Source organism: Variovorax sp. VNK109 (assembly GCF_049445855.1).
Taxonomy (GTDB): domain Bacteria; phylum Pseudomonadota; class Gammaproteobacteria; order Burkholderiales; family Burkholderiaceae_C; genus JAGOCV01.
In genome coordinates this window covers 98239-116549 of the sequence record NZ_JBMSDV010000005.1, presented here as the reverse complement: position 1 = coordinate 116549, position 18311 = coordinate 98239, and the positions used below count along the sequence as shown (strand labels likewise).

At 65.7% G+C, this 18311-nt stretch carries 18 protein-coding genes; 4 read left to right on the top strand and 14 right to left on the bottom strand.

Annotated features, from left to right (window positions below):
* The first annotated feature begins 15 nt into the window (after window positions 1–15).
* Entirely contained in the window at window positions 16–1038 is a 1023-nt protein-coding gene (locus ACO2Q9_RS16945) for an XdhC family protein (protein ID WP_423312958.1), read from the top strand.
* Here ACO2Q9_RS16945 and ACO2Q9_RS16940 read toward each other — a convergent pair.
* From ACO2Q9_RS16940 to ACO2Q9_RS16895, 10 genes are all read right to left on the bottom strand, one after another.
* Window positions 1023–1403 carry a Na+/H+ antiporter subunit G gene (locus ACO2Q9_RS16940; protein WP_423312957.1) on the bottom strand — a complete coding sequence of 127 codons (381 nt, stop codon included), beginning with the start codon at window positions 1401–1403 and terminating at the stop codon, window positions 1023–1025. The two genes, ACO2Q9_RS16945 and ACO2Q9_RS16940, sit on opposite strands and share 16 nt — an antisense overlap.
* Window positions 1400–1678, bottom strand: coding sequence for a K+/H+ antiporter subunit F (locus tag ACO2Q9_RS16935; RefSeq protein WP_423312956.1), 279 nt, complete (start codon window positions 1676–1678; stop codon window positions 1400–1402). The genes ACO2Q9_RS16940 and ACO2Q9_RS16935 overlap by 4 nt, the downstream gene beginning before the upstream one ends.
* Window positions 1675–2178 carry a Na+/H+ antiporter subunit E gene (locus ACO2Q9_RS16930; RefSeq protein WP_423312955.1) on the bottom strand — a complete coding sequence of 168 codons (504 nt, stop codon included), beginning with the start codon at window positions 2176–2178 and terminating at the stop codon, window positions 1675–1677. Before ACO2Q9_RS16930 ends, ACO2Q9_RS16935 begins: the two co-directional genes overlap by 4 nt.
* Window positions 2175–3866 carry a monovalent cation/H+ antiporter subunit D gene (locus tag ACO2Q9_RS16925; protein ID WP_423312954.1) on the bottom strand — a complete coding sequence of 564 codons (1692 nt, stop codon included), beginning with the start codon at window positions 3864–3866 and terminating at the stop codon, window positions 2175–2177. The genes ACO2Q9_RS16930 and ACO2Q9_RS16925 overlap by 4 nt, the downstream gene beginning before the upstream one ends.
* A complete protein-coding gene (locus ACO2Q9_RS16920; protein ID WP_423312953.1) occupies window positions 3863–4210 on the bottom strand; it encodes a Na+/H+ antiporter subunit C in 348 nt (115 codons plus the stop codon). The genes ACO2Q9_RS16925 and ACO2Q9_RS16920 overlap by 4 nt, the downstream gene beginning before the upstream one ends.
* On the bottom strand, window positions 4210–7158 hold the full coding sequence (locus ACO2Q9_RS16915; protein WP_423312952.1) for a monovalent cation/H+ antiporter subunit A: 2949 nt from the start codon (window positions 7156–7158) through the stop codon (window positions 4210–4212). Before ACO2Q9_RS16915 ends, ACO2Q9_RS16920 begins: the two co-directional genes overlap by 1 nt.
* 83 nt (window positions 7159–7241) lie before the next feature.
* Window positions 7242–7619 carry a fluoride efflux transporter CrcB gene (crcB, locus tag ACO2Q9_RS16910; RefSeq protein ID WP_423312951.1) on the bottom strand — a complete coding sequence of 126 codons (378 nt, stop codon included), beginning with the start codon at window positions 7617–7619 and terminating at the stop codon, window positions 7242–7244.
* A gap of 13 nt (window positions 7620–7632) precedes the next feature.
* Window positions 7633–8934 carry a TRAP transporter large permease gene (locus ACO2Q9_RS16905; protein ID WP_423312950.1) on the bottom strand — a complete coding sequence of 434 codons (1302 nt, stop codon included), beginning with the start codon at window positions 8932–8934 and terminating at the stop codon, window positions 7633–7635.
* 9 nt (window positions 8935–8943) lie between these two features.
* A complete protein-coding gene (locus ACO2Q9_RS16900) occupies window positions 8944–9453 on the bottom strand; it encodes a TRAP transporter small permease (protein WP_423312949.1) in 510 nt (169 codons plus the stop codon).
* A gap of 2 nt (window positions 9454–9455) precedes the next feature.
* Window positions 9456–10427 (bottom strand): TRAP transporter substrate-binding protein, encoded by a 972-nt coding sequence (locus ACO2Q9_RS16895; protein ID WP_423312948.1) that lies wholly within the window; start codon window positions 10425–10427, stop codon window positions 9456–9458.
* Between the two features lie 165 nt (window positions 10428–10592).
* Between ACO2Q9_RS16895 and ACO2Q9_RS16890 the strand changes: the two genes are divergently transcribed.
* From ACO2Q9_RS16890 to ACO2Q9_RS16880, 3 genes are read left to right on the top strand one after another with little or no spacing between them, the layout of a single operon-like run.
* On the top strand, window positions 10593–11129 hold the full coding sequence (locus ACO2Q9_RS16890) for a winged helix DNA-binding protein (RefSeq protein WP_423312947.1): 537 nt from the start codon (window positions 10593–10595) through the stop codon (window positions 11127–11129).
* Window positions 11130–11145: 16 nt separating this feature from the next.
* A complete protein-coding gene (dctP, locus tag ACO2Q9_RS16885) occupies window positions 11146–12141 on the top strand; it encodes a TRAP transporter substrate-binding protein DctP (protein ID WP_423312946.1) in 996 nt (331 codons plus the stop codon).
* A gap of 45 nt (window positions 12142–12186) precedes the next feature.
* The gene (locus tag ACO2Q9_RS16880; RefSeq protein WP_423312945.1) at window positions 12187–15828 is read left to right on the top strand and encodes a hydantoinase B/oxoprolinase family protein; all 3642 of its coding nucleotides are present in this window, start codon (window positions 12187–12189) and stop codon (window positions 15826–15828) included.
* Window positions 15829–15949: 121 nt separating this feature from the next.
* On the opposite strand, the gene ACO2Q9_RS16875 is transcribed toward ACO2Q9_RS16880, so the two are convergent.
* The 4 genes from ACO2Q9_RS16875 to ACO2Q9_RS16860 all read right to left on the bottom strand — a co-directional run bounded on the left by ACO2Q9_RS16875 (window position 15950) and on the right by ACO2Q9_RS16860 (window position 18238).
* Entirely contained in the window at window positions 15950–16297 is a 348-nt protein-coding gene (locus tag ACO2Q9_RS16875; protein WP_423312944.1) for a ComEA family DNA-binding protein, read from the bottom strand.
* Window positions 16298–16430: 133 nt separating this feature from the next.
* A complete protein-coding gene (gene lapB, locus ACO2Q9_RS16870; protein WP_423312943.1) occupies window positions 16431–17624 on the bottom strand; it encodes a lipopolysaccharide assembly protein LapB in 1194 nt (397 codons plus the stop codon).
* Window positions 17614–17895 (bottom strand): LapA family protein, encoded by a 282-nt coding sequence (locus ACO2Q9_RS16865; RefSeq protein WP_423312942.1) that lies wholly within the window; start codon window positions 17893–17895, stop codon window positions 17614–17616. Before ACO2Q9_RS16865 ends, lapB begins: the two co-directional genes overlap by 11 nt.
* Before the next feature lie 37 nt (window positions 17896–17932).
* Window positions 17933–18238, bottom strand: coding sequence for an integration host factor subunit beta (locus ACO2Q9_RS16860; protein WP_423312941.1), 306 nt, complete (start codon window positions 18236–18238; stop codon window positions 17933–17935).
* Between the last annotated feature and the right edge of the window lie 73 nt (window positions 18239–18311).

The following is an 18311-nucleotide window of genomic DNA, read 5'->3' as shown; positions in this document are numbered from 1 at the left end:
GCTCCAGGGAACATCATGGAAAACCTCGATGTGATGGTGCTTCGCACCTTGCGCGACTGGCGGGCTGCCGGTCGCCGCGCCCTGCTGGCGACGGTGGTGCGCACCTGGGGCTCGTCGCCCCGGCCGGTGGGCTCGATCATGGCCCTGTGCGAAGACGGCTCGGTCGTGGGCTCCGTGTCCGGGGGTTGCATCGAAGACGACCTCATCTACCAGTACAGCCGCGCGTACAAGGAAGGGCAGTCCATGCCTGTCGGTGCGCCAGCCTTCGTGAAGTACGGAATCACCGCCGACGAGGCGCACCGATTCGGCCTGCCGTGCGGCGGTACGCTCGAACTGCTGCTCGAATACGACCCCGACACGCAGGCATTGACCGATCTCGTGACGGCGCTCGAATCCGGACGCCTGATGCAGCGCATGGTTCGGCTGGCGGACGGCGTGGTGTCGCTGAACGAAGCAACGGCACCCGAAGAACTGCGCGTCGACGACACCGGACTCGTCAACACCTTCGGCCCGGAGTACCGCATGCTGCTCATCGGCGCCGGCCAACTCACCGAATACCTGGCGACCATGGCGCTCTTCAGCGGCTTCGCCGTCACGGTGTGCGACCCGCGCGAGGAATACCGCGGTGCGTGGCATGTACAGGGCGCGAATGTGGTCGCGGACATGCCCGACGATGTCGTCACCGCGTTCCGGCCCGACCGCCGCAGCTGCGTCGTCGCGCTCACGCACGATCCGAAGCTCGACGATCTGGCGCTGCTCGAAGCCCTGAAGACAGAGGCCTTCTACGTCGGCGCCATCGGCTCGCGCCGCAACAACGAAGCGCGCCGTGAACGGATGATCGAGCATTTCGGCGAGACGGAAGAATCACTCGCGCGCCTGCGTGGGCCGATCGGCATCTACATCGGCAGCAAGACTCCGTCGGAGATCGCGGTGAGCGTGATGGCCGAGATCCTGGCGGTGAAGAACGGCGTCGCGTTGCCGCGCGACATGGAAGTGGCCAACGCGAAGAACCTGCGGACGGCTCAGTTGCCCGCGTGATCCTGGCCCGGTTCGGCCCTGACCCGGCTCAGCAGCGGCGGCACCGACTTGCTGCCCGACTGCCGCAGCCGGAACAGGGCGGTGCGCGCCAGCATGATCGTCGTCACCGGCACGGTGATGGACAGCAGGACGATGATCATCCACGCGTGCAGTTCCAGCGTGTGGCGGCCGAACGAGAAGTACAGGATGTAGGCCAGCGTGACGCACCATGCGCCGGCGGTGAAGGCGAGCGCGGGCGGGTGCATGCGCTGGAAGAACTCCTTGAGCCGGATCATGCCGACAGCGCCGATGAGCGCGAGCAGGCCGCTCGTGACCAGCAGCAGCGCGATGATCGCCTCGACCCAGAGCGGCAGCGTCTCGATCATTCGATCACCTCGCCGCGCAGCAGGAACTTGGCCATGGCCGTGGAACTGACGAAGCCGAACAGCGCGATGAGCAAGGCGGCCTCGAAGAACACGTCGCTGACGTACCGCATGCCCATCACCATCATCATCAGCATGCCGCAGATGTAGATGTAGTCCAGCGCCAGCACGCGGTCCTGTGCGGCGGGACCGCGGAACAGGCGCACGAGACTCAGCGCCATGGCGATGGCATAAAGCGCCAGCGTCACGAAGATGGCGGTGCCGAGCAGCGGACTCATTCGAAGATCTCCATGAGCGGTTTTTCGTAGCGTGTCTTCAGGTGCTGCACTTCCAGCGGCTCGTCCTTCAGGTCGAAGACGTGCACCAGCAGCTTGCTGCGGTCGAGCGACAGTTCGGACCACACCGTGCCCGGGATCACGCACATGATGATGGCGAGCGCCGCCAGCCCGTTCGGGTCGCGCAGGTCCAGCGGGATGATGACGAACGCGCCGTTGGGCGCGTGCTTGCGCGAGGCAAGAATGCCGGTTGCCACGCGGTAGTTCCACACCAGAACGTCCCAGCCGACGGTGAGGATCAGCTTCGCGATGACGAGCGGCTTGCGGATGCGCACCGGCGTCGGCCTGAGCGAAGCGGTCAGCAGCGGCACGGCAACGGCCAGCAGGGCGCCGAACAGCACATGACCCGGACTTGCCGAGGCGTTGAGCACCAGCCAGAGCGCGAGCAGCGCGGCCGACAGCAGCGGGGACGGAAGGACGGCGCCGAAGAACTTCTTCATCATGGACTGTCCTCCTTCATGGCGACCGGACCCGGGCGCGGTTTCGTGCTCATCACGGCATCGACATAGCGGGCGGGGTCGTGCAGCATCTGCGCAGTGGCGCGCGCGTAGCGCATCACCGGTTCGGCCTTGATGGTGAAAAGCACGCACAGCGCGATGAGCGCGACGATCGGTGCACATTCGATCACGCGCAGTCGCGGCGCTGTGCGACCCTGCGGTGCCCAGAAGAAGCGCATGCCGACACGTGTCATGGCTATCAGCGCAAACAGGCCGGAGACGATGAGCAGCGAGAGCAGCATCCATTCGCGCATGCCGGGCGCGCCGGTGGCCAGCAACGCGGACAGGATGGCGAACTTGCCGATGAAACCCGAGAGAGGCGGCAGCCCCGCCACCAGCAGCGTGCAGCACAGGAAGGTCAGCCCCAGGAAGGCGATGGCCGCCGGGATGGCGCGGCCGATGAGCGCGGTCTCGTCCTCGGCGAGGTTCACGCCTTCGGGAACGTCGTCCTCGCCCAGTTCCAGATCGGCCAGCGCGAAGGGCAGCCGGTCTTCTTCGTCCTCGGGTGCCAGCTGTTCGCCGGGCTCCGGGTCGCGCGAACGCTCCACCAGTTCCACCAGCAGGAAGAGTGCGCAGATGGCCAGCGTCGAACTCGGCAGGTAGTAGAGCGCTGCAGCGGTGATGGGCACCTGCCCGAAGCCGATGGCCGACATCAGCGTGCCGGACGACATGATGACGGCGTACCCGGCCAGGCGCGTGGGCCGTTGGGACGACAGCATGCCCAGCGCGCCGAAGCCCAGCGTCGCCATGCCGCCCCAGAGCAGCCAGTCCGATCCGAAGCCGGCCGATGCACCGGCCTCCGGCGGGAACAGCAAGGTCGAAAGCCGCAGCAGCACGTAGATGCCCACCTTGGTGAGCAAAGCGAAGATGCATGCGGCGGGCGCGGCCGCTGCGGAATACGCAGGCACCAGCCAGAAATTGAGCGGCCACAGCGCCGCCTTGGTGAGGAAGGCGACGGCAAGAATGGCCAGGCCCGTGTGCAGCAGGCCCACGTCTTCGGGCGCCGTGAACGGAATGCGCTGCGCGAGGTCGGCCATGTTGAGCGTGCCGCTCACGCCGTAGACCATGGAGACGCCCACCAGGAACAGCGACGACGCGGCAAGGTTGATCGCGATGTAGTGCAGGCCCGACTTCACGCGGGTCGGCCCCGAACCGTGCAGCAGCAGGCCGTAGGACGCGGCCAGCATGATCTCGAAGAAGACGAAGAGGTTGAACAGATCGGTCGTGAGGAACGCGCCGTTCAGGCCCATCAGCTGGATCTGCAGCAGCGGGTTGAAATGCACGCCGGCCTTGTGCCAGCGTGCGACCGAGAACAGCATGGCCGCGCAACCTGCGATGGCGGCCAGCAGCAGCATCAGCGCCGAGAAACGGTCGACGGTCAGCACGATGCCGTAGGGCACGTCCCAGTTGCCGGGCAGGTAGATGCCGAAGGCTGCCGGTTCGGGCTGCGCCTTCACCCAGACCAGCAGCGCGATGGCCAGGCCCAGCCCCATGAACGTGGACACCACGCCCAGGCCTGCCTTGAGGTTGCGGCGGTGCTCGCCGAAGAACAGCATCAGCGCGGCCGTGAGCATGGGCAGCAGGATGGGCGCGATGACCAGATGCGGCATGGCCCAGTCGACCCAGCGCATCATGCGTCGTCCTCCAGCTTGCCGTCCACGTGGTCGTTGCCGGCAAAGCCGCGTGCGGCCAGCAGCACCACGAGGAAGAGTGCCGTCATGGCGAAGCCGATGACGATGGCGGTGAGCACCAGCGCCTGCGGCAACGGGTCGTCATAGTTGGCGAGCGTGGCGGCCAGGCCCGGCAGCAGCACCGGCTCCTTGTCGACCGACAGGCGCCCCATGCTGAAGATGAACAGGTTCACGGCATACGACAGCAATGACAGGCCCATGATCACCTGGAAGGTACGCGGACGCAGCAGCAGCCAGACGCCCGAGCCCGTGAGCACGCCGATGGCAAGGGAGAGCATGAGTTCCATCAGCGGCCTCCCGTTGCGACGTGGTGTTCCGGTCGCGCGTCGGGCACTTCGTCGGGCCGGGCCGGACGGCGGTGACCGCGCACGGACTGGTGGCCCAGTGCGGTGAGCAGCAGCAGCGTGGAGCCGACCACCAGCGTGAACACGCCGATGTCGAAGAACAGCGCGCTGGCGATGTGCACGTCGCCGATGACGGGCAGGTGCAGGTGCGCGGTGTGGGTGGTCAGGAACGGGTATCCGAAGAAGAGCGCGCCCAGTCCCGTGCCGGCGGCCGCCAGCATGCCGAAAGCAATCCAGCGCTGCGGCATCAGGCGCATGTGCGCCTCCACCCACTGCGTGCCCGCGATGATGTACTGGATGAGGAATGCGGTCGAGAGCACCAGGCCGGCCACGAAGCCACCGCCGGGTTCGTTGTGGCCGCGCATGAAGAAGTACACCGAGATCACCGCGCAGATGGGCAGCAGCAATCGCACCAGCACGGCTGGCACCATGAGGTAGCCCCGCGCCGTGTCTTCATTGCGCGGGTTCACGAGGTCGGTGGCGAGGTCGGGCGGCACGGCCTGCTGCTGCGGTGGCAGCATCACCGTTTCTGCGGCGGGGCGGAAGCGGCGCAGCAGCGCATAGACGGTGAGTGCCACGGCGCCCAGCACGGTGATCTCGCCCATGGTGTCCAAACCCCGGAAGTCCACCAGCATCACGTTCACCACGTTCGTGCCACCGCCTTCGGCCAGCGCCTTCTCCAGGAAGAACGGCGAAATGCTCTGTGGGAACGGCCGCGTCATCACGGCATACGCCAGTGCCGACATGCCGGTGCCTGCAGCGATGGCGATGAACAGGTCGCGCGAGCGCCGGCCCAGCGTTCGCGCGCGCGTGCCGCCGCGCTGCACGTTCTCCAGCCGCTTGGGCAACCAGCGCAGCCCGAGCAGGAAAAGGATGGTTGTCACCACCTCTACCGCCAGTTGCGTGAGAGCGAGGTCGGGCGCGGAGAACCACACGAACGTGATGCAGGTGACGAGGCCCGCGGCCCCCATGAGCGTGAGCGCCGCCAGCCGGTGGTACTTCGCCTGCCACGCCGCGCCGACGGCACAGGCCATGCCGATCAGCCACAGCAGCAGGAAGATGGGCGACAGCGGCAACGTCTCGCGCGTGCCGGGACTGGCGCGATGGCCGGCCGACTGCATCCACATGGCAGCGATGCCGGCCAGCAACGTGATGCCGATCATGGCGGCCATCTGGCCCTGCAAACGTCGCGTGCCGAGCCAGCGCACGGCGAGACGCGCCAGCTGGCTCAGTGCGGCCATCGTCCATTCGAAGTTGCGCTTGCCGCTGAAACGCCCGACGATCGGCGCCACTTCCAGCCGGCCCTGCTGGCGCTGGTAGCGCAGCAACAGGTAGAACGCGATGCCGCCGACCATGGCGACGATGGACATCATCAGCGGCGTATTGAAGCCGTGCCAGACAGCGAGGCTGTATTCGGGCAGCGTGCCGCCGACGACAGGCCGCGCCGCAGCGGCGAGAAACGCACCGACGGCAAAGGCCGGCGCAACGCCCACCACGAGGCAGGCCATCACGAGCAGCTCGACCGGCACGCGCATCCAGTGCGGCGGCTCATGCGGCTCGCGCGGCAGGTCGTCGGCCTTGGGGCCGAAGAACACGTCCACGGTGAAGCGCAGCGAGTAGGCCACGCTGAACACGCCGGCCAGCGTGGCCGCGATCGGCAGGCCGAAGTTCACCAGCGGTGTCGCGCTGATGTACACCGTCTCGGCAAAGAACATTTCCTTGGAGAGGAAACCGTTGAGCAGCGGCACGCCGGCCATGGCCGCACTGGCCACCATGGCGAGCGTGGCGGTCACCGGCATCATGCGCGCGAGACCGGAAAGGCGGCGTATGTCGCGCGTGCCGCTTTCGTGGTCGATGATGCCGGCCGCCATGAAGAGCGACGCCTTGAAGGTCGCGTGGTTCATGATGTGGAAGACGGCGGCCACCGCAGCTACCGGGCTGTTCAGGCCCAGCAGCAGGGTGATGAGGCCCAGGTGCGAAATGGTCGAATACGCCAGCAGGCTCTTGAGGTCGTGCTGGAACATCGCCGCCCACGCACCCACCAGCAGCGTGCAGATGCCGGCGGTGCCGACGATCCAGAACCATTCCTCTGTTCCTGCGAGTGCTGGCCACAGGCGCGCCATCAGGAACACGCCGGCCTTCACCATCGTCGCCGAGTGCAGGTAGGCCGAGACGGGTGTGGGCGCGGCCATCGCGTTGGGCAGCCAGAAGTGGAAGGGGAACTGCGCGCTCTTGGTCAGCGCGCCCAGCAGGATGAGCACGAGCGCCACGCTGTACAGCGAATGCGACTGCAGCTTCTGCACGCTGTTGAACAGCACGTCCATGTCGTAGCTGCCGATGATGTGGCCCACCACCAGCACGCCGGCCAGCAGGCACAGGCCGCCAGTGCCGGTGACGGTGAGCGCCATGCGCGCGCCGCGCCGTGCGTCCTTGCGGTGATGCCAGTAGCCGATGAGCAGGAACGAGAACAGACTGGTCAGCTCCCAGAACACGACGAGCTGGATCAGGTTGCCCGAGAGCACCACGCCCATCATCGCGCCCATGAACGACAAAAGGAAAGCGAAGAAGCGCGGCACCGGATCCGACGGCGACATGTAGTAGCGCGCGTACAGCGCGACCAGCGCGCCGATGCCCAGCACCAGCATGCTGAACATCCACGAGAAGCCGTCCAGACGCAGGACGATGTTCAGGCCGAGTGAGGGAATCCAGGCGATGTCCTGGCGGATGACGCCGCCGTCGGCGACCTGGGGAAAGAGGGTGGCTGCGTAGATGGTGCAGCCGAGTGCGGTGAGGCCGGCCAGCGTGGACTCGCGATTGCGCGCGTCCGCCGGCAACATGGCGGCGATCAGGCTGGAGAGGAAGGGTAGTAGGACAAGGTAGACCAGAGACATCTGCGGTCGATTCTAAAGGCGCATGCCCCCGCGCGCCCAATGTCCGTGGCCCCTGCGGGTTAGTCGGGACGATCAGTTTTGTGTCAGCGCAGCATCTGCACCGTGCGGATGCCCACCCATGTCAGCGCGAGCGAGCCGCCCAGGTGCAGCATGGCCGTGCCCAGTGCGATGCCCAGACGCCCCTGCATGAGGAAGCCCGTCACTTCGGCCGAAAAGGTGGAGAACGTGGTGAGGCCGCCGAGAAAGCCGGTGACCAGCATCAGCCGCCACACCGGATCGAGCTGCGGCATCGTCTCGAAGCTCGCCACCGCCACGCCGACCAGATAGCCGCCGATGAGGTTGGCCGCGAGCGTCCCCCACGGGATGAGGCCCGCCGGCTGCGAAAGCCACTGCGCCAGCCCCCACCGTGCAAGAGCGCCGGCAGACGCACCGATGCAGATGGCGAGGACGGGCAGCAGCATTTGCACAAGCCGTTCAGAGTTTCATGTTCTGCGGCATCCATGTGACGATGCCGGGGAAGAAATAGATCAGCAGCACGGCGGCAACCATCAGGATGAACATCGGCAGCGTGACGCGTGCGATGTAGGGCAACTGTCGTCCTGTCATGCCTTGCAGCACGAAGAGGTTGAAGCCGACGGGCGGCGTGATCTGCGCCATTTCTACCACGAACACGACGAAGATCCCGAACCACAGCGGATCGATACCGGCGGCAATCACCGTCGGCATGATGACGCCCATGGTCAGCACCACCATCGAGATGCCGTCGAGGAAGCAGCCCAGGATGATGAAGAACACCATCAACGAGCAGATCAGCTGGAACTGGGTGAGACCGAGGGACGCGATCCACTCTGCCAGATGGCGCGGCAGGCCGATGTAGCCCATGGAGAGCGTGAGGAACGCAGCGCCCGCGAGGATGAGCGCGATCATGCAGTACAGGCGCGTGGCCCCCATCAGCGAATCGCGGAAGGTCTGCCAGTTCAGCGAGCCCTGCGCGGCCGACAGCACGAGCGAGCCCACGACGCCGACGGCAGCGGCCTCGGTCGCCGTGGCGATGCCGGAATAGATCGAGCCGAGCACTGCCGCGATCAGCAGGATCACCGGGATGAGCGCGCGCGATTCGCGCAGCTTGTCCATGAAACTCATCGACTTGTCGGCAGGCGGTACCAGCGAAGGATGGCGCAGCGCCCACAGCGCGATGTAGCCGGAGAACAGCACGGCCAGCAGGACGCCCGGCAGCACGCCGGCGATGAACAGCTTGGCAATGGACACATCCGCCGCCACGCCATAGACGATCATGATGATCGATGGCGGAATGAGCAGCCCCAGTGTGCCCGCGCCGGCGAGCGTACCGATGACGATGTCGTCCGGGTAGCCGCGCTTTTTCAGCTCGGGCAGCGTCATGCGGCCGATGGTCGCGCAGGTGGCAGCGCTCGAGCCCGAGACGGCCGCGAAGATCGCGCAGCCGACGACGTTGGTGTGCAGCAGCCGGCCCGGCAGCGACTGCATCCAGGGCGCAAGGCCCTTGAACATGTCCTGCGAAAGCCGCGTGCGGAAGAGGATCTCTCCCATCCATACGAAAAGCGGCAGGGCGGTGAGGGTCCAGCTCGACGCGGAACCCCAGATGGTGACGGCCATGGCGTCGCCTGCGGGACGCGAGGTGAATAGCTGCATGCCGATCCATGCGACGCCCGAGAGCGTCAAACCGATCCACACGCCGCTGCCCAGGATCAGGAACAGCGACAGCACCAGCAGGCCGGTGATGAGAAGGTCATTCATGGAAAGCCGTCATTCGTTGTGCAGGGCGTCCTGCGATTGATTCACCACCCGCTTGCCCATCAGCTCCATCACGAAATCGTCGAGTAACGCGATGGCCAGGACCACGCCGCCGATCGCCATCGTGAGCTGGGGGATCCACAGCGGCGTGGCGTCGTTGCTGGTGGAGATGTCGTGGAAGGCGTGCGATTGCCACACCAGCCGGCAGCTGTAGAAAGCCGCCAGGCCGGCGAGCATCGTGCCTGCGAACAGCGCCCAGATTTCCAGGCCACGCGCAGCCTTGCCTTTGAGGCGGGCGATGAACAGCGTCACGCGGATGTGCTCGCCATGCTTGAGCGTGTGCGCGAGCGAAAGGAAACCCGCGCCGGCCATCAGGTAGCCCGCATAGGCGTCGATGCCAGGGATGTTGAAGTGGAGCTGCCGGCCGGCGATGGACAGCAGGACCGCGATGAGCAGCCCGATCATGAAAAGCGCCGCGAGGGCCGCGGCGCTGTCATACAGGGCATCGAGTGCCTTGCGCATGCTTACTTCTTGAACCCGTCGATGACCATCTTGCCTTCAGGACCGGCCTTTTCCAGCCATTCCTTCAGCATCGTCTCGCCGACCTTCTGCAGGTCCGCCTTCAGCTGGGGCGAAGGCGGCAGCACCTGCATGCCGTTGGCCTTGAGCGTGGCGAGCGTCGTTTCGTTCACCTTTTCGCTGGCGGTCCAGCCGCGGGTTTCCGCGTCGGCGGCGGCCTTCATGACGGCTGCCTTGGTCGGTGCGTCGAGCGCGTCGAAGGCGGCCTTGTTCGCGATGACCGCGTTCTTGGGCAGCCAGGCTTGCGTGTCGTAGTAGTACTTCAGGTGTTCGAAGAGCTTGCTGTCCACGCCGGTCGCGCCGGAGGTCATGGTGGACTCGACCACGCCGGTGGCCAGCGCCTGCGAGAACTCGGCAGCCTGCACGGTGACCGGCTGCGCGCCGATCAGTTCGGCAATGCGTGCGGTGGCGGGGCTGTACGCACGCCACTTGATGCCCTTGAGGTCGGCCACGGAAGAGATCGGCTTCTTGGTGTAGATGCCCTGGGGCGGCCATGCCACTGCGTACAGCAGCACGATGCCCTGTTCGGCGAGTTTCTTCTCCAGCACCGGCTTCTGGGCGGCATAGAGCTTTTTCGACTCGGCGTAGCTGGTGGCCACGAAGGGCAGGCCGTCGGTGCCGAAGACTTGCCATTCGTTCTGGAAGTTCGGCAGCAGGATCTCGCCGAGCTGGGCCTGGCCGCCTTGCACCGCACGCTTGATTTCCGGCGCCTTGAACAGCGAGGCGTTGGCGTGCACGGTGATCTTGAGCTTGCCGCCCGTTGCCTTGTCGATGTCGTTGGCGAACTCGGTCAGGTTCTGCGTGTGGAAGTTGGTCGCCGGGTAGGCGGCGGGCAGGTCCCACTTGGTCTGGGCGAATGCGCTGCCGGCGGCCACGGTGAGGGCCAGGGCGGTCAGCGAGAACAGGCGACGTTTCATGAAGAGCTCCGTTGAGGTTGAAAAGGACGGTGACGGCACTGTAGTGCTGCCACCGATCCGGGCTGATTGGTGTTTTCCCTAAATGTCAACAAATTATCGACAAATTATCTATTTGCTCCCTACAATTCGTGACATGCAATATCAATGCCAGTCAGGAGGCCTTTGATGGCGAGCAAAAAGCCGGGACGTACGGGTGAGGTCATGCCGCCCATCGTTTCTTCCGCGCATCTCGTGTCCCCGCGCAGCGCGGAGATGAGCGAGTTCGAATTCGGCCTCATCGTGGCCGGCAATGCCTTCCATCGATGGGTCGTGCACTGCATGAGTGCGGCAGGCCTGAAGGACCTCACACCGCTGGACGTGCTGGTGCTGCACCACGTCACGCACCGCGCGCGGGACAAGCGCCTGGCCGACATCTGCTTCATCATGAATGTCGAGGACACGCACCTCATCAACTATTCGCTGAAGAAGCTGCAGGGGATCGGCGTGGTGGCGTCCAGCAAGAACGGCAAGGAAGTCACCTACGCCTCCACCGACGAAGGCCGTTCGTTCGTCGACCGCTATCGCGAGATCCGCGAGCAGTGCCTCATCAATGCGCTCAAGGCCGACGAGGGCCTGAACCGCGACATCGGCGAGCTCGCGCGGCTGCTGCGCGTGCTCTCGGGCGTGTACGACCAGGCGGCGCGTGCGGCCGCGTCGCTCTGAACCAGGAAGGTGCATCGTGCAACGCCGGCAATTCATCCATTCACTCGGTGCGGCAGCAATCGCATCGCCGCTGGTGGCGACGGGCGCATCCGCGCAGACCGCCACCTGGCGCTTCGCCACTGCGTACGGCGACGCCGTGCACCACACGCGCAATGTGCGCCTCTTCTCGACCGAGTGGCAGGCTGCATCGCGTGGCGCGGTGGAGGTGGACCTGCAGGTCAATGCGGCGCTGAAGAAAATGCCCGAGATATTGCCCGCGCTCGAAGCCGGCGAGATCCAGCTCGGCGAAGTGCTGATGTCGGCTTACGCGAACCTCGTGCCGGCGCTCAACATGGATGCGATTCCTTTCATCGTGCGGGGTCCGGAAGATGCGCGGCTGATGTGGCAGGTCTCGCGGGCTTCGATCGAGAAGGCGCTGGCGGCGCGTGGCCTCGAACTGCTCTACGCGGTGCCATGGCCGGGGCAGGGCCTGTTCTCGCGAAAGGCTGTCGCGCGACTGGAAGACCTGAAGTCGATGAACTTCCGCGTGTACAACGACGCGACGCGCCGCATGGCGGAGCTCTCCGGCGCGACACCGGCCAACATCGCGGCGAGCGAACTCGCGGCTGCCGTGGCCGACGGCCGCGTGGACGCGATGATCACCTCCAGCGTGACCGGCGTGGACAGCCAGGCATGGTCGCGCATGAAGGTGTTCTACGAATTGCGTGCGTGGATTCCCAAGAACATGGTTTGCGCCAATGCCAGGGCGGTGGCTGCATTGCCTGCGCCCGCTCGCGAGGCATTGCGCACCATGGCGGCGCAGGCCGAGAAGCGCGGGTGGAGCCTGGCCGATGCGGCCGACGACGATGCGAAGCTGCAACTCACCCGAAGCCGCATGAGCGTGGAGCCCGCGCCCTTCGAACTGCGGCGCACGTTGTCGTCGCTGGGCGAGAAGATGAGCCGCGAATGGGCGGCTCGCGCGGGCATCGACAACGCGATCGTACTGCTGGATTTCTTCAACAGGCGTGGCTGATATCAGCGGCCGCGCATTCACTTCATCCATTCCCCATTTACCGATATGAGCGAAACACAGACTCCGGTCACAGCGCGCTGGCAATTCTGGATCGACCGCGGCGGCACGTTCACCGACATCGTCGCGCGCAAGCCCGACGGCACGTTGACCACGCACAAGCTGCTCTCCGAGAACCCCGAACAGTACAAGGACGCCGCGGTGGCCGGCATCCGCCATCTGCTGGGGCTGCAGCGCGGCGAGCCTGTCACGCCCGGACTGGTGGAGTGCGTGAAGATGGGCACGACAGTTGCCACCAATGCACTGCTCGAACGCAAAGGGGAGCCGACGCTGCTGGTCACCACGCGCGGCTTCCGCGATGCGCTGCGCATTGCCTACCAGAACCGGCCGCGCCTGTTCGACCGGCGCATCCTGCTGCCCGAGTTGCTGTATGCGCGCGTCATCGAGGCCAACGAACGCATGGGCGCGCATGGCGATGAAGTCGAGCCGCTCGATGCTGACGCCCTGCGCACCGGACTGGCGGCGGCACGCAAGAGCGGGCTGGCGAGCGTGGCCATCGTTTTCATGCACGGCTATCGCCACGTGGCGCATGAGCTGGAGGCGGAGGCGCTGGCGCGCGAAGCCGGCTTCACGCAGGTGAGCGTGAGCCACAAGGTCAGTCCGATGATGAAGTTCGTGAGCCGTGGCGACACGACGGTGGTGGATGCGTACCTCTCGCCGATCCTGAGGCGCTATGTCGACCAGGTGGCGGGCGAGATGCCCGGTGTGCAGTTGTTCTTCATGCAATCGTCCGGCGGCCTGACAAACGCACACGCCTTCCAGGGCAAGGACGCGATCTTGAGCGGTCCGGCCGGCGGCATCGTCGGCATGGCACGCACGGCGCAACTCGCGTTCGGCGGTCATGCGGGTTCGGGCAGCGCAACCGGCGGGCAGGTTCGCGTGATCGGCTTCGACATGGGGGGTACCTCCACCGACGTGAGCCACTTCGCGGGCGAATTCGAGCGCGAGTTCGAGACGCAGGTGGCCGGTGTGCGCATGCGTGCGCCGATGATGAGCATCCACACCGTCGCAGCGGGTGGTGGCTCGATTCTTCAGTACGACGGCGCACGATTCCGCGTGGGCCCCGAGAGCGCGGGTGCCAATCCAGGCCCGGCGTGCTACCGACGCGGCGGTCCGCTCGCCGTGACGGATGCGAACGTGATGGTTGGCAAGATCCAGCCCGAGCATTTCCCGCGCGTGTTCGGCCCGTCGGCGAACGAAGCGCTCAGCCGTGATGCGGTCGTCGAGAAGTTCTCGAAACTCGCGGATGAAACGGGGCGCACGGCGGAAGAAGTGGCCGAGGGTTTCATCAGCATCGCGGTGCAGCAGATGGCCAACGCCATCAAGAAGATTTCCGTCGCGCGCGGCTACGACGTGACGCGCTATACGCTGCAGTGCTTCGGCGGCGCAGGCGGGCAGCACGCCTGTCTGGTGGCCGATGCGCTGGGCATGACGCGGGTGTTCGTGCATCCCTTGGCCGGCGTACTGTCGGCCTACGGCATGGGTCTGGCCGACCAGAACGTGATCCGGGAGCAGGCGGTCGAAGTACGCCTCACGCAGGACGCGCTGGCAGGCATCGGCGAGAAGCTCGATGCACTGGCTGCCGAGGCAAAAGAAGAACTGCTGCGCCAGCAGGCGGGCAGCGGTGCGGTGCAGATGCACCGGCGCGTGCACATCAAGTACGAAGGTACCGATTCGGCGCTGGTGGTGCCGCTGGGCTCCATCGCGGAAATCGAGTCGGGCTTCGAACGCGCGTACCGCCAGCGATTCGCCTTCCTCATGCAGGGCAAGGCGTTGATCGTGGAGGCCGTGTCGGTGGAGGCGGTACTTGCGGGTGATGCGCCTCAGGAGCCGCGGCACGCCTTGCACGAGCCGCGCGAGGTGCCACGTCGAAACACCGTGCGCATGTACTCGGGTGGACAGTGGCACGACGCCGCGCTCGTGGTGCGCGAGGACATGCGCGCAGGCGACGTGTTGCCCGGCCCGGCCATCATCGCCGAGAAAAACGCCACGACCATCCTGGAGCCCGGCTGGGAGGCGCAGCTCACCGCGCTCGATCATCTGGTGCTGGAACGGCGTGTGCCGCGCACGGTGAGCTTTGCCGCTGGCACCACGGTGGACCCGGTGTTGCTCGAGGTGTTCAACAACCTGTTCATGAACATCGCCGAGCAGATGGGACTGCAACTGCAGAACACGGCCTATTCGGTGAACATCAAGGAGCGGCTCGACTTTTCCTGCGCCCTGTTCGACGCACAGGGCAACCTGATCGCCAACGCGCCGCACATGCCGGTGCACCTGGGCAGCATGGGCGAGAGCATCAAGACGGTGATCCGCGAGAACACCGGCAAGATGCAACCGGGCGATGTGTACGTTCTCAACGACCCGTACCACGGCGGCACCCACTTGCCCGACGTGACGGTGATCACACCGGTCTACCTGGGCACGGGCGGTGGCGACAAGCCGTTGTTCTACGTGGGCAGTCGTGGCCACCAGGCCGACATCGGCGGCACCACGCCGGGCTCGATGCCGCCGTTCTCCACGCGCATCGAGGAAGAGGGCGTGCAGATCAACAACTTCAAGCTCGTGGCGCAAGGCGTGCTGCGTGAAGCAGAGATGATCGCGTTGCTCAGGAGCGGTGAGTACCCCAGCCGCAACCCGCAGCAGAACATGGCTGACCTCAAGGCGCAGATCGCGGCCAACGAGAAGGGCGTGCAGGAGTTGCGCAAGATGGTGGCGCAGTTCGGTCTCGACGTGGTCCAGGCCTACATGAAGCACGTGCAGGACAACGCCGAGGAGTCGGTGCGTCGCGTCATCACACGGCTGAAGAACGGTGAATTCACGCTGCCGCTGGACAACGGCGCGCAGATCCGCGTGGCCATCCGCGTCAACACGCTGGCGCGCAGCGCCGAGATCGACTTCACCGGCACGTCGCCGCAGCAGGTGAACAACTTCAATGCGCCGACCGCGGTCTGCATGGCGGCGGTGCTTTATGTGTTCCGCACGCTGGTGGACGACGACATCCCGCTGAACGCAGGTTGTCTCAAGCCATTGAAGGTCATCATTCCGGCGGGCTCGATGCTGAACCCGAACCCGCCGGCCTCGGTGGTGGCGGGCAACGTCGAGACTTCCAGCTGCATCACCAATGCGCTGTACGGCGCGCTCGGCGTCATGGCCGCGAGCCAGTGCACGATGAACAACTTCACTTTCGGCAATGCGCGCTACCAGTACTACGAGACGATCTCCGGCGGCAGTGGCGCAGGTGACGGCTTCAACGGCACGAGCGTGGTGCAGACGCACATGACCAATTCGCGCCTGACCGACCCCGAAGTGCTGGAATTCCGCTTCCCTGTGCGGCTGGACAGTTATGAGATCCGTGCCGGCTCCGGGGGTGCGGGGCAGTGGAAGGGCGGTGACGGCGGCGTGCGGCGTGTGCGGTTCCTCGAGCCGATGACCGCAAGCATCCTGTCCAACGGTCGCGTCAACGGCGCGTTCGGAATGGCGGGCGGCCACGATGGGGCCGTCGGCATCAACCGTGTGGTGCGCGTGGACGGCAGCGAAGAAACGCTGGGCCATATCGGCCAGGCGGAGATGGCGGAAGGCGATGTGTTCGAAATCCTCACACCGGGCGGCGGTGGTTACGGACAGGCCTGACCGGGCGCATCGACCAGAAAAGATCGGCAGAAGAAAAAATGCCGCCCGAGTCCGGGCGGCATTTCATGCATGCGTCGTTGGCGGAAGTTTGCCGCCTGACGCATGACGCCTCATGGCGCGGTCAGGGCTTGGCGGGCGCTGCCTCTGCCTTCGCAGCCGCCTTGTCTGCCACCTTGGCAGCCGCCTTGCCGGCGGGCTTGCCAGCACCCTTGAACGCTTCACCATTCACCGTCAGGCCTTCGGCCGAGAGCTTGGCGGCGCGTGCGTCCTTGACGCCCTTCATGCGCTGCATGAAGTCGTCCCAGTTCTTGAACTCACCCTTCTTGCGTTCGTCCAGGATGCGTGTGGACAGGCTGGGGCCGATGCCCTTGACGCTGTCGAGTTCTGCGGCGCTGGCCTTGTTGACGTCGGCCGCGAACGAGGCGCTGGCCCACAGCATGGCCGTGGCCAGCAGGATTTTCTTGAGCATGAGTTTTCCTCCGTGCATGTTGATATGGAAGCTCCGCGATTGCGAAGCCGCCGTCCAACGCCGTGTGGAAAAAGCAGGTTGACCCTCAGGTCTGTTGCAACTGTTTTATTTGGTCAGCACGCCGGCCGGCTGCTTAGAGTTCTTCGACGCGCTGTGGCGGGTAGCTGTCCCAGGCCTGGCAGCCGGGACATTGCCAGAAGCGCTGCTGGGCCTCGAAGCCGCATGCGGCGCAGCGATAGCGCAGCAGCGGCCTGGCTGCATGGTCGAGCGCGCGCTGCACCTGCGGATGGAACTGCTCGTGCTCGAACTTCTCGCTGGCGATCCAGCGGGCAGCTGCGACCAGTGAGGGCTCGCGTTCCAGATGCCGCGCATACCAGTCGCGCGGCTCGGCCTGCGCGGCGGACGCGCTACCAGAGGCGCCACCAGAGGTGCCGTCTGGCGGGACGGCGCCGCTTTCGATCAGTGCTTCCAGCACGTCCAGCGACGGCATGGCCTGGTAGCTGTGCAGCAGAAGCGCGCGGGCCGCATCGACTTCGCCGCAGGCCTTGCCCGCAGTCAGCAAGGCGCGCGCGAAAAGGGGAAGTGTCGCCGGGTTGGCCTGCGCCAGCGTGCGCAGATGTTCCCAGGCCTGCTGCCCGTGTCCCTGGACGAGCAGCAGCGAGGACAGGTCCATGCGCGGACGCGGCGCTTGCGGTGCGGTTTGTACGGCAGTCTCCAGCAACGCGATGGCCTGCGTCTCGTGGCCTGCAGCCAGCTGTGTGGCCGCCTGCTCGCACAGGTAGTGCGCCTGCCGGATGCTGAAGCTGGCAGTGCCCGATTCATCAAGCTTGCTGGCGATGGCAGCGGCGTTCGCCCACTCGCGCGAGCGCTCATAGATGGCCAGGAGCGCGAGCCGTGCCTGGCCTTCGTGTGCGGTACCTTCCAGGCGGCGCAGCGCATCCTCGGCACGGTCCAGCAGGCCAGCCTTGAGGAAGTCGAGTGCGAGCGCATGTTGCGCGCGGTCGCGATCGACCTGCGACAGGTCGGCACGGGACAGCAGATGCTCGTGCACGCGTACGGCGCGTTCGTACTCACCGCGCCGGCGGAACAGGTTGCCGAGCGCGAAATGCAGCTCGGACGTGTCGGGGTCGTTCTGTACCGCTTCGATGAAGGCATCGATGGCCTTGTCCTGCTGCTCGTTGAGCAGGAAGTTCAGGCCCTTGAAATAGGCCTTGGGTGCCTGGCGGTTCTCGATGCGCAACTGCCGCAGGTCGACACGCGAAGCCAGCCAGCCCAGGACGAAAGCCACCGGCAGACCCAGCAGCAGCCAGCTGAAATCAAATTCCATGGTGGCTGCCAGGCGGCATTTCTGATTCGCCGCTTGTGGGCTCGACCTGCGACTTGCGCGCCGCAGTGCGATGACGCCACCAACGCGGAACCATCGCAAGGGTTCCGGCAGCAAGGCCCAGAGCGAAGGCGGCCAGCACCACCAGCACCAGCGGCGCGCGCCATTGCGTGCCGAAGAAGAAGTGCACGGTCACGTCATGCTGGTTGTTCAGCGCAAAAGCGAAGAGCGTAAAAAAAATGGCTGCCTTGAGCAGCCATGCGAGGTATTTCATTCGTCTCCCGGGGGCAGCGAATGAATTCTAGTCGTCTCTACTCACCGACACCGAGTTCGGCCGTGCGTTTGTCCACGGCTTCGCGCAGGGCTTTGCCCGGCTTGAAGTGGGGGACGCGCTTTTCGGGAATGGCCACGCTCTCGCCGCTGCGGGGATTGCGTCCCATGCGCGGTGGCCGGCGGTTGATGGAGAAACTGCCGAAGCCGCGGATTTCGATGCGGTGTCCGCGCACCAGTGCGTCGCTCATTGCGTCAAGAATCGTCTTGACGGCGAACTCGGCGTCGCGGTGCGTGAGCTGGCTGAAACGCGCGGCCAGTTCTTCAACAAGGTCGGAACGGGTCATGATTTCTGGGTTGGCAGGGTCTGCTGCGGCGCAGACCGGGCCACGAAGGCCCTGCCTGCGCCGTGCGCATCGC

Bases quoted from the DNA above. Each gene is read 5' to 3' on its own strand.
- ACO2Q9_RS16945 (WP_423312958.1), top strand. From the start codon at position 16: ATGGAAAACCTCGATGTGATGGTGCTTCGCACCTTGCGCGACTGGCGG.
- ACO2Q9_RS16940 (WP_423312957.1), bottom strand. From the start codon at position 1,403: ATGATCGAGACGCTGCCGCTCTGGGTCGAGGCGATCATCGCGCTGCTG.
- ACO2Q9_RS16935 (WP_423312956.1), bottom strand. From the start codon at position 1,678: ATGAGTCCGCTGCTCGGCACCGCCATCTTCGTGACGCTGGCGCTTTAT.
- ACO2Q9_RS16930 (WP_423312955.1), bottom strand. From the start codon at position 2,178: ATGATGAAGAAGTTCTTCGGCGCCGTCCTTCCGTCCCCGCTGCTGTCG.
- ACO2Q9_RS16925 (WP_423312954.1), bottom strand. From the start codon at position 3,866: ATGATGCGCTGGGTCGACTGGGCCATGCCGCATCTGGTCATCGCGCCC.
- ACO2Q9_RS16920 (WP_423312953.1), bottom strand. From the start codon at position 4,210: ATGGAACTCATGCTCTCCCTTGCCATCGGCGTGCTCACGGGCTCGGGC.
- ACO2Q9_RS16915 (WP_423312952.1), bottom strand. From the start codon at position 7,158: ATGTCTCTGGTCTACCTTGTCCTACTACCCTTCCTCTCCAGCCTGATC.
- crcB (WP_423312951.1), bottom strand. From the start codon at position 7,619: ATGCTGCTGCCCGTCCTCGCCATCTGCATCGGTGCGTCTGCCGGCGCT.
- ACO2Q9_RS16905 (WP_423312950.1), bottom strand. From the start codon at position 8,934: ATGAATGACCTTCTCATCACCGGCCTGCTGGTGCTGTCGCTGTTCCTG.
- ACO2Q9_RS16900 (WP_423312949.1), bottom strand. From the start codon at position 9,453: ATGCGCAAGGCACTCGATGCCCTGTATGACAGCGCCGCGGCCCTCGCG.
- ACO2Q9_RS16895 (WP_423312948.1), bottom strand. From the start codon at position 10,427: ATGAAACGTCGCCTGTTCTCGCTGACCGCCCTGGCCCTCACCGTGGCC.
- ACO2Q9_RS16890 (WP_423312947.1), top strand. From the start codon at position 10,593: ATGGCGAGCAAAAAGCCGGGACGTACGGGTGAGGTCATGCCGCCCATC.
- ACO2Q9_RS16880 (WP_423312945.1), top strand. From the start codon at position 12,187: ATGAGCGAAACACAGACTCCGGTCACAGCGCGCTGGCAATTCTGGATC.
- ACO2Q9_RS16875 (WP_423312944.1), bottom strand. From the start codon at position 16,297: ATGCTCAAGAAAATCCTGCTGGCCACGGCCATGCTGTGGGCCAGCGCC.
- lapB (WP_423312943.1), bottom strand. From the start codon at position 17,624: ATGGAATTTGATTTCAGCTGGCTGCTGCTGGGTCTGCCGGTGGCTTTC.
- ACO2Q9_RS16865 (WP_423312942.1), bottom strand. From the start codon at position 17,895: ATGAAATACCTCGCATGGCTGCTCAAGGCAGCCATTTTTTTTACGCTC.
- ACO2Q9_RS16860 (WP_423312941.1), bottom strand. From the start codon at position 18,238: ATGACCCGTTCCGACCTTGTTGAAGAACTGGCCGCGCGTTTCAGCCAG.